Source organism: Intrasporangium sp. (assembly GCF_040414665.1).
GTDB lineage: Bacteria > Actinomycetota > Actinomycetes > Actinomycetales > Dermatophilaceae > Intrasporangium.
This window is the reverse complement of record NZ_JBEDUL010000062.1, coordinates 35,316-44,083: the sequence shown is the minus strand read 5'-3', so window position 1 is coordinate 44,083 and position 8,768 is coordinate 35,316. Positions and strand designations below refer to the sequence as shown.

The following is an 8,768-nucleotide window of genomic DNA, read 5'->3' as shown; positions in this document are numbered from 1 at the left end:
CCAACGACCTCGCCGTGCTGGTCGACGACGTCACCGAGCTCAATGGGCTCACCGCCGGCGAGATCTCGGCCGCGGGCGAGGCGGCCAGGGAGCACGGCCACGACGGCTCGTACCTCATCAGTCTCGTCCTGCCGACCAACCACCCCCACTTGGCCTCCTTGACCAACCGCGCGCTGCGGCGCCGGCTCCACGACGCCCAGCGCGCCCGCGGCAGCCGCGGCAACGAACACGACACGAGTGGGCTCGTCCTCGACATCGTCCGGCTCCGGGCAGAGCGGGCCCGGCTCCTGGGCTACCCCACCCATGGCGCGGCCGCCCTGGCCGACTCGACCGCGGGCTCACCCGACCGGGTCCGTGAGCGACTCGCCCCGATGGCCCGCGCCGCAGCGGCCAACGCTCGGAAGGAGCAGGCAGCCCTCGAGATCGAGGCCGGCATCCCGATTGAGGCGCACGACTGGGCCTTCTACTCCAACCGGGTGAGGGCTACGACATATCACGTGGACACGGCAGCCATGCGTCCCTACTTCGAGGCCGAGCGGGTGCTCCGCGACGGGATCTTCTTCGCGGCCGAGCGGCTCTATGGCCTCACCTTCCACGAGCGCCACGACCTGCCGGGCTACCACCCGGACGTGCGGGTCTTCGAGGTGCGTGAGGACGGCGCCCCGATCGGGCTCTACCTGCTCGACCTCTACACGCGGGACACCAAGAAGGGCGGCGCCTGGATGACGAGTCTCGTCCACCAGTCGTCCCTGCTCGACGAGCCCAACGCCGTCGTGACGAACAACCTCAACGTGCCCAAGCCGGCCAAGGGCGAGCCGACCCTGCTCACCTACGACGAGGTCACCACGTTCTTCCACGAGTTCGGCCACGCCCTGCACGGACTGCTCGCCCGCGTCACCTATCCCCACTTCGCCGGTACCCGCGTCTATCGCGACTTCGTCGAGTACCCCAGCCAGGTCAACGAGATGTGGATGCTTTGGCCCGAGGTCCTCGCCAACTACGCCATCCACCACGAGACGCGCGAGCCGATGCCGCAGGATCTCGTGGACAGCCTCATCGCCTCGCGGTCCTGGGGCGAAGGGTTCGCGACGAGCGAGTACCTCGGGGCCGCTCTCCTGGACCAGGCGTGGCATGCCCTCGACGTCGACGAGGCAGCGTCAGTGACGGATGTGGGTGCCTTTGAGCGAGCCGCGCTGGAAGACGCTGGGCTTGCGAATCCCTTGGTGCCGCCTCGCTATTCGTCAACCTACTTCGCGCATTCCTTCGCCTACGCCTACGATGCGCAGTACTACGCCTACATCTGGAGCGAGGTGCTTGACGCCGACACCGTGGCCTGGTTCATCGAGAACGGCGGGCTCACGCGCGAGAACGGCGACCGATACCGCCGGTACGTCATCGGCATCGGAGGCGCTGCAGATCCCCTGGCGTCCTACCGTGAGTTCCGGGGACGGGACGCCGACCCGCGCCACCTCCTCGAGCGCCGCGGCCTCCTCTGAGACCGACGAGAACTCGGCCGTATGCCGCTGAGCTCGGTCCCAGCGCATCGCTCGGCCCGCGTCGAGCGCCTTCGTGTCGAGACCCGCAGCATGACCGGGGCTGGCAGGATGGCGAACGTGAGCCCGACGAACACCGTCCCGCTGCGCCGGCTCATGGGACCGCGCGACCCGCATGAGCCGCACCGCGTCGCGACTCCACTCGAGCTGTTCTTCGACCTCGTCTTCGTCGTCGCGATCGCAAGCGCAGCGGCGCAGTGGCACCACGGAATCGCCGAGGGTCACGCGGCAGACCTCGTCGGTTTCCTGCTGGCCTTCTTCGCCATCTGGTGGGCGTGGATGAACTACACGTGGTTCGCCTCGGCCTACGACTGTGACGATGTCGTCTACCGCCTGCTCACGTTCGTCATCATGACGGGCTCCCTCATGTTGGCAGCGGGTATCCCGGACCTCTTCGACGACGGACAGTCAGGGCTGGTGGTGTCCGGCTACGCGGTGATGCGCCTGGCGATGGTCGGCTTTTGGCTCAGGGCGGCAGCCGGCGACGCAGCGGGGCGGGCCACGGCTCTGCGGTACGCGGCGGGTATCGCCCTCGTCCAAATGTTCTGGATCGGGCGGCTGCTGGTCGACGACCGGCGGTGGCTCTATGCGACGTTCGCGATCGGCATCATCCTGGAGCTCCTCGTGCCGCTCTTCGCCGAGCGTGGACATCGGACACCCCACCACCCGCACCACATCACGGAGCGGTATGCGCTCTTCACGATCATCGTGCTCGGTGAGGTCGTCCTGGCCGCGGTCCTCGCGGTTCAGGGAGCGCTCGAATCCGGGGTGACCGGCGACCTGCTCGCCGTCATCGTCGGCGGGCTCCTCGTCGTCTACTCGCTCTGGTGGATCTACTTCAAGCGCGACCACCTGGAGCTGTTCGAGGGGCCGTTGCGGCACAACTTCGTCGCTGGCTACGGGCATTTCGCCGTCTTCGCGAGTGTCGCCGCAACGGGAGCCGCGCTTGCTGCAGCCGTTGACGTGGCGACGCACGAGGCGCACGCGTCGACACGGTTGGTCGGCCTGGCTCTCGCCGGTGCGATCGCCATCTACCTCACCGTCTTGGGAGTGTTGCACGCCGTCGCCGACGGCCGGGCCAGCTCAGCGACGAGCGCGCTCGTGACCGCCGGACTGGTCGTTGTGGCTGCGCTCGTCGGTCCGTCGATCGGTGCCAGCGTGCTGCTCATCGGGCTTGTCCTCGCGGCAGCCGTGGCCCAGTTCGTCTGGTCCGGCCGCGACCTGGTCCCGGCGCTCGACGAGTGACGTTCGGGACGAGCTGCACACTCGACGAAGGGCGGCGGTAGGCGGTTTCCCGGCGTCAGGGGACGGGCTGGAGCAGACCGGTGTCGACGTCGTAGATGAAACCGCCGACCAGGGCCGTGTCGGGGATGAGGGGGTGCGAGCGGACCTTCGCCAGGTCCTCGCGCAGCTTCTGGACCTGGTCGTCGATGACCCCGAAGCTCTGCCAGGACGCGTCGATCCCCGACAGCTCGGTGATCCGCTGGCGCAGGTCGTTCTCGGTGCTCGACGTCATCGCGCAGCGGGTGTGCGGCACGACGAGGATCCGGTTCACGTTGAGCAGGTGGGTGGCCAGCACGAGCGCCTCGAGTGCCGCCTCGGTGACGCGCCCACCGGGATTGCGGAAGATCTTCGCGTCGCCGGGTTCGAGACCGATGATCCCGAGCGGGTCGATGCGCGAGTCCATGCACGTGACGATCGCCACGCCCGCCTTCGCGATGCCGTCGAAGCCGGCGAGATGGAAGTTCTCGGAGTAGGTGCGGTTGTTGTCCAGCAGGTCCGCGAAGCCGGTCGGGTTCTCGATCTTGTCGGTCATGCGAGACCCGGCCGCTTCGTGATCGTCATCGCCAGCGGCTTGCTCACCTCGGCGAAGAAGTCGTTGCCCTTGTCGTCCACGACGATGAACGCCGGGAAGTCCTCGACCTCGATCCGCCAGACGGCCTCCATGCCGAGCTCCTCGTACTCGAGGACCTCGACCTTCTTGATGCAGTCCTGCGCGAGCCGCGCCGCCGGCCCGCCGATCGAACCGAGGTAGAAGCCGCCGTGAGCCGCGCACGCGTCGGTCACCTGCCTGCTCCGGTTGCCCTTGGCGAGCATGACCTTCGACCCGCCGGCGGCCAAGAACTGGTCGACGTAGGAGTCCATCCGCCCCGCCGTCGTCGGCCCGAACGACCCGGACGGCATCCCCTCGGGAGTCTTGGCCGGACCGGCGTAGTAGACCGGGTGGTCCTTGAGGTACTGCGGCATCTCCTCGCCCGCGTCGAGCCGCTCCTTGATCTTCGCGTGGGCGATGTCGCGCGCCACGACCAAGGGCCCGGTCAGCGACAGGCGCGTCTTGACGGGGTGCTTGGACAGCTCGGCGAGGATGGCGTCCATCGGCTGGCTGAGATCGATCCTGACGACGACGTTCTTGCTGATCGACGAGACTCCGACCGCGTCCTCGGCGTGCTCGCCCAACCCCTCGAGGCCTTCGTGTGACTCGTCGGGCAGGAACCGCGCCGGGTCGGTCTCGAGCTGCTCGATGAAGACGCCCTCTGGCGTGATCTTGCCCAGCACCTGACGATCGGCCGAGCACGACACCGCGATCGCGACGGGCAGGGACGCCCCGTGCCGCGGCAGCCGGACAACTCGGACGTCGTGGCAGAAGTACTTGCCGCCGAACTGCGCTCCGATGCCGAACTGCCGGGTCAGCTCGAGCACCTTCTCCTCGAGCTCGACGTCGCGGAATCCGTGCGCCAGCATGGAGCCTTGCTTCGGCAGCGTGTCGAGGTACTTCGCCGACGCGTACTTCGCTGTCTTCAAAGCGAACTCGGCACTCGTGCCGCCGATGACGATGGCGAGGTGGTACGGCGGACAGGCTGCGGTCCCCAACGACCGGAGCTTCTCGTCGAGGAAGCGCATCATCGCCTCCTCGTTGAGGATCGCCTTCGTCTCCTGGTAGAGGTAGCTCTTGTTCGCCGAGCCGCCGCCCTTGGCCATGAACAGGAACTTGTACGTCGTCTCGTGACCGGGAGCCGTGTCGGCGTAGAGCTCCACCTGGGCGGGCAGGTTGGACCCGGTGTTCCGCTCGTCCCACGTCGTCACCGGCGCCAACTGCGAGTAGCGCAGGTTGAGCCGCGTGTACGCGTCGTAGACCCCGCGGCTGATCGCCTCCTCGTCGACACCGGGCGTCAGCACCTGCTGGCCACGCTTGCCCATGACGATCGCCGTGCCGGTGTCCTGGCACATCGGCAGGACACCGCCGGCCGCGATGTTGGCGTTCTTGAGCAGGTCGAGGGCGACGAACTTGTCGTTGTTGCTCGCTTCCGGGTCGTCGAGGATGTTCGCGAGCTGCCGTAGGTGCCCGGGGCGCAGGTAGTGGGCGATGTCGTGCATCGCTGTCTCCGTCAGCAGCCGCAGCGCTTCTGGGTCGACCTCGAGGAACGTGCGTCCTCCTGGCCCGTCGACCGTGCGCACCCCTTCCTGCGTGAGCAGCCGGTAGGGCGTCTCGTCGCTGCCGATCGGCAGCAGGTCCTCGTAGGCGAACTCGGCCACAGAGGTCTCCTTGGGTGTTTGGCGGGCTGGGAGAACGCTTCCGTATGCCGCTCAGCTCGGCGGCATACGGACGTGCCCTCCCAGCCTAGTTGCGCTGGGAGGGCACGTGCGTGGACGGGTCAGCCCTTGACGGCTCCGGACGTCATGCCACGGACCATGTACCGCTGGAGCGCCACGAAGACGATCATCGGGATGATGATCGTGATGAAGGCGCCGGCGGTGAGCAGCTCCTGACCTTGGCCCTGCGTGCCGAGCAGCTGCTGGAGCTTGACGATGACTGTCGCGTTGTCGGCGTTGAGGAAGAGCTTGGCGACGAGCAGGTCGTTCCACACCCAGAGGAACTGGAGCGTCGCGAACGCCGCGATGGCGGGGATCGACATGGGTGCCACGAGCCGCCAGAACGTCTGGAAGTGCGTTGCCCCGTCGATCTTCGCCGACTCGACCACGCTGGTCGGCAGCGTGGTCATGTAGTTGCGAAGGACGTAGATGCACAGCGGCATACCGAAGCCGGTGTGCAGCAGCCAGACCGCGATGTACTGACCGGAGATGCCGAGGCCGCGCGGACCGAGCAGGTTGAGCATCGGCTGGAACGCGACGTGGATCGGCACCACCATGACCGCGATGATGAGCAGGAAGAGCAGCTCCTTGAACCGGAACTTCATGAAGGTGAACGCGTAGGCGGCGAAGGCCGCGAACATGATCGGGATGATCGTTGCCGGCACGGCGACAGCGATGCTGTTGACGAACCCGGCGGCGAAGTCGTTTCCCTCCCAGACGCCGGTGTAGTTGCTCGTGGTCCACTGCGAGGAGAAGGGGTTGAACAGGGCCGTCCACCACCCGGACGAGGCGGCGTCGTCACGGCTGCGGAAGGACGTGACGAACAGGCCGATGGTGGGGATGGACCACAGCAGCGCCAGGACTGCCATGACGGCGATCGAGAACGGGCTGAGCGGCCGTCCGTCCTTCATGAGCCTGCGACTCATCGGTTCGTCTCCTCGCTGCGGAAGTGCCGGATCTGGAACCAGATGAGTGGGATGACCGCCACGAGCAGGACGACGACGATGGCCGAGGCCTGTCCCGCCTCGCTCGCCCCGAACAGCTTGTTGAAGAAGAGGTTGGCGATGACGTTGGTGTTGTAGGCGCCGTTGGTCGTGACGTAGACGATGTCGAAGACCTTGAGCACCGTGATGAACACCGTGACGAAGACCGTGATGATGGTGCCCATGATCTGAGGGATCACGACCCGCCAGAAGATCTGCCACTCGGAGGCACCGTCGATGCGGGCGGCCTCGAGCGTGTCCTCTGGCACGCCCTTGATGGCCGAGCTGAGCAGGACCATCGCGAAGCCGGCCTGGAGCCAGATGAGGATGACCATGAGCAGGATCGAGTTGAGCTTGGCCGTCTCGATCTGCAGCCAGGCCTGGGGCTCTCCTCCGAGTGCCACCCAGATGGCGTTGAGCAGGCCGGTCTGCGCCTGCCCGGGGTTGTTGTACGCGTAGACGAGCAGCCAGATCGCCGACGCGCTCACGGCCGAGATCGCCATCGGCAGGAAGATCAGGCTCTTGGCGAACTTCTCCCCGTTGGCTGACAGCTTGTCGGACAGCACCGCGACGACGACGCCGAAGGCGACGACGAACGCGGGGACGATGATCAGCCACAGGATGTTGTTGATGATCGCGTTCCAGAACTCGCTGTCGCTGAAGATGGTCCGGTAGTTCTGCAGCCCGACATAGGCCGTGCTGTCGGAGTTGGCGAACGAGTAGTTGATCGACTGGAACGTCGGGTAGATCAGCATGAGGGCGACGAAGAGCAAGCCCGGGATCAGGAAGGCATAGGGGATGACTCCCTGGGTGAGCCGCTCCGGCAGACCCTCGACGAACATGTTGAGGAACCAGAAGAGCAGGGCCGCCCCGGCGACGCCGGCCACGATCGCGAGCAGGGCGATGACGATCTTGTTGCCGAACCGCTCCGGGTAGTAGCCAAAGGCGAGGAAGAGGTTGGCCAGGGCCCAGACCACCACGGCCATCCCGATGAGGCCGATGATGATCTTGCGCGGACGCGCCCGCAGCGCCGCGTAAGCCTCGTCCGGTGCGGCTCGTTGCGGAGGCGTGACGGTCTGCGTGCTCATGACTTCGGCCAGCTGGCCTCGATGTTGTCAGCCGTCTCCTTCGAGGACTGGCCGTTCTCCCACTTGATCAGCTCGGACCAGAACGTACCGGAGCCGACCGCCTTGGGCATGAGGTCGGATCCGTCGAAACGGAAGACGCCCGCCTTGGAGACGATGTCGGCGACCTGCTTCGTGGTCTCGTCGCCGTACAGGCTCGTGTCGAACGTCTTGTGCGGCGACAGCCATCCGCCGGCCTTCGCCCACTCCTTGCCGAAGTCGGGCGAGGCGAGGAACTTCATGACCGCTTGAGCGTCGGGGTCATTGCCGTTGAACAGCGCCGCCATGTCTGCCGCACCGACCATCGCCGTACCGTCGAAACCGTTGTCGAACTTCGGGAAGGCGAAGACCCCGACCTCCTCGGGGAGGTTGGCCTGGACGTTCTTGGGCAGGAACGAGGTGACGAAGTTGCCTTGGCGCTCGAGGAAGCACCGCGGCGGGTTGTCGAAGGCCGGAAGCATGGCCTCGCCGAAGGGGGTGCTGAGGACGCCCTTCGGGCCGCCGAGCACGTAGCCGTCGCCCTTGGCGATCTTGGCGAACTCGTCGAACGCCTGGATGATGCGCGGGTCGTTGAACGGGATCTTGTGGCTCGTCCACTGGTCGTAGACCTCAGGACCGAACATGCCGAGCACGTACTGCTCGATCCAGTCCGTTCCGACCCAGCCGGTGTCCTGGGCCGACTCCCAGCCCATGCACCAGGGCGCTGTCCCACTGCCCTTGATCTTGTCGGCGACGCCCTGCAGCTCGGTCATCGTCGCCGGTGCGGTCGAGTAGCCGCCCGCGGTGTAGGCCTTCTTCGGGTACCACACGAGGCTCTTGCCCGCCAGCTTCATCGGGGCGGCGTAGACCTTGCCGTTGTATTTCGCCGAGTCGAGCAGGCCCGGGACGAGCGAGGAGTTGAGCGAGTTGACGTCGAGGATCGAGTCGAGGGCCTGGACCTTGTTGTCGGCCGCGAACTCCATCAGGCCGCCCGGCTGCGCGAAGAGCCCGATGTCCGGCGCGTCGCCCGAGTTCACCTTCTGCTTGATGGTCGTGGCGAAGTCTCGGTCGGCGACGTACTGGATCTTGATTCCGCTCGACTGCTCGAAGGGGGCGAGCGATGCGAGGAAGTTCTTCTCCTCGTCGCCACCGAACGTCCCGAGCATGGTCACCTTCTTGTCGTTGTCGGCGCTGCCGCCGTCAACGAAGCTACCGGTGCCGCCTGCTCCGCCGCCGCCACCACTCGGGGTCCCACTCGACAGACACCCCGCCATGAGCGTCATCGCGAGGACGGCCCCGCCCGCCACCATGACTCGTTTACCGTTCCCGCTCATTCGCCACTCCTCGCCTGGGTTGTGCACCTGACCGCTTGGTACGTGACGTGGGTCACCCCACATGCCCTATTCCTACCCCCTGCAGGGGACAGAGGCCAGTAGGCGTGAGCGAAACGTTGTGAAGGAGAGCAGCGTGAGGTCACCGCCGAGCGCGAGCGCGCTCAGCGGCATACGGCCAAGGTCGATGGTGGCGTGATCACCTCA

The 8,768-nt window shown here is 66.5% G+C and carries 7 protein-coding genes; 2 read left to right on the top strand and 5 right to left on the bottom strand.

Annotated features, from left to right (window positions below; genetic code table 11):
* Both ABF401_RS06885 and ABF401_RS06880 read left to right on the top strand, forming a co-directional pair.
* On the top strand, positions 1–1,496 hold a 1,496-nt coding region (locus tag ABF401_RS06885), incomplete at its 5' end, for a M3 family metallopeptidase (RefSeq protein WP_353508801.1).
* 117 nt (positions 1,497–1,613) lie between these two features.
* Positions 1,614–2,798 carry a low temperature requirement protein A gene (locus tag ABF401_RS06880; protein ID WP_353508800.1) on the top strand — a complete coding sequence of 395 codons (1,185 nt, stop codon included), beginning with the start codon at positions 1,614–1,616 and terminating at the stop codon, positions 2,796–2,798.
* Between the two features lie 55 nt (positions 2,799–2,853).
* Here the strand turns inward: ABF401_RS06880 and ABF401_RS06875 are convergent, their stop codons facing one another.
* From ABF401_RS06875 to ABF401_RS06855, 5 genes are all read right to left on the bottom strand, one after another.
* A complete protein-coding gene (locus ABF401_RS06875) occupies positions 2,854–3,369 on the bottom strand; it encodes a beta-class carbonic anhydrase (protein WP_353508799.1) in 516 nt (171 codons plus the stop codon).
* A complete protein-coding gene (locus tag ABF401_RS06870; RefSeq protein ID WP_353508798.1) occupies positions 3,366–5,087 on the bottom strand; it encodes a fumarate hydratase in 1,722 nt (573 codons plus the stop codon). Before ABF401_RS06870 ends, ABF401_RS06875 begins: the two co-directional genes overlap by 4 nt.
* Before the next feature lie 119 nt (positions 5,088–5,206).
* Positions 5,207–6,070, bottom strand: coding sequence for a carbohydrate ABC transporter permease (locus tag ABF401_RS06865; RefSeq protein ID WP_353508797.1), 864 nt, complete (start codon positions 6,068–6,070; stop codon positions 5,207–5,209).
* Positions 6,067–7,215 (bottom strand): carbohydrate ABC transporter permease, encoded by a 1,149-nt coding sequence (locus ABF401_RS06860; RefSeq protein WP_353508796.1) that lies wholly within the window; start codon positions 7,213–7,215, stop codon positions 6,067–6,069. The genes ABF401_RS06865 and ABF401_RS06860 overlap by 4 nt, the downstream gene beginning before the upstream one ends.
* Positions 7,212–8,564 (bottom strand): ABC transporter substrate-binding protein, encoded by a 1,353-nt coding sequence (locus tag ABF401_RS06855; RefSeq protein WP_353508795.1) that lies wholly within the window; start codon positions 8,562–8,564, stop codon positions 7,212–7,214. Before ABF401_RS06855 ends, ABF401_RS06860 begins: the two co-directional genes overlap by 4 nt.
* Positions 8,565–8,768 lie beyond the last annotated feature (204 nt).

Bases quoted from the DNA above. Each gene is read 5' to 3' on its own strand.
- ABF401_RS06875 (WP_353508799.1), bottom strand. From the start codon at position 3,369: ATGACCGACAAGATCGAGAACCCGACCGGCTTCGCGGACCTGCTGGAC.
- ABF401_RS06855 (WP_353508795.1), bottom strand. From the start codon at position 8,564: ATGAGCGGGAACGGTAAACGAGTCATGGTGGCGGGCGGGGCCGTCCTC.
- ABF401_RS06860 (WP_353508796.1), bottom strand. From the start codon at position 7,215: ATGAGCACGCAGACCGTCACGCCTCCGCAACGAGCCGCACCGGACGAG.
- ABF401_RS06865 (WP_353508797.1), bottom strand. From the start codon at position 6,070: ATGAGTCGCAGGCTCATGAAGGACGGACGGCCGCTCAGCCCGTTCTCG.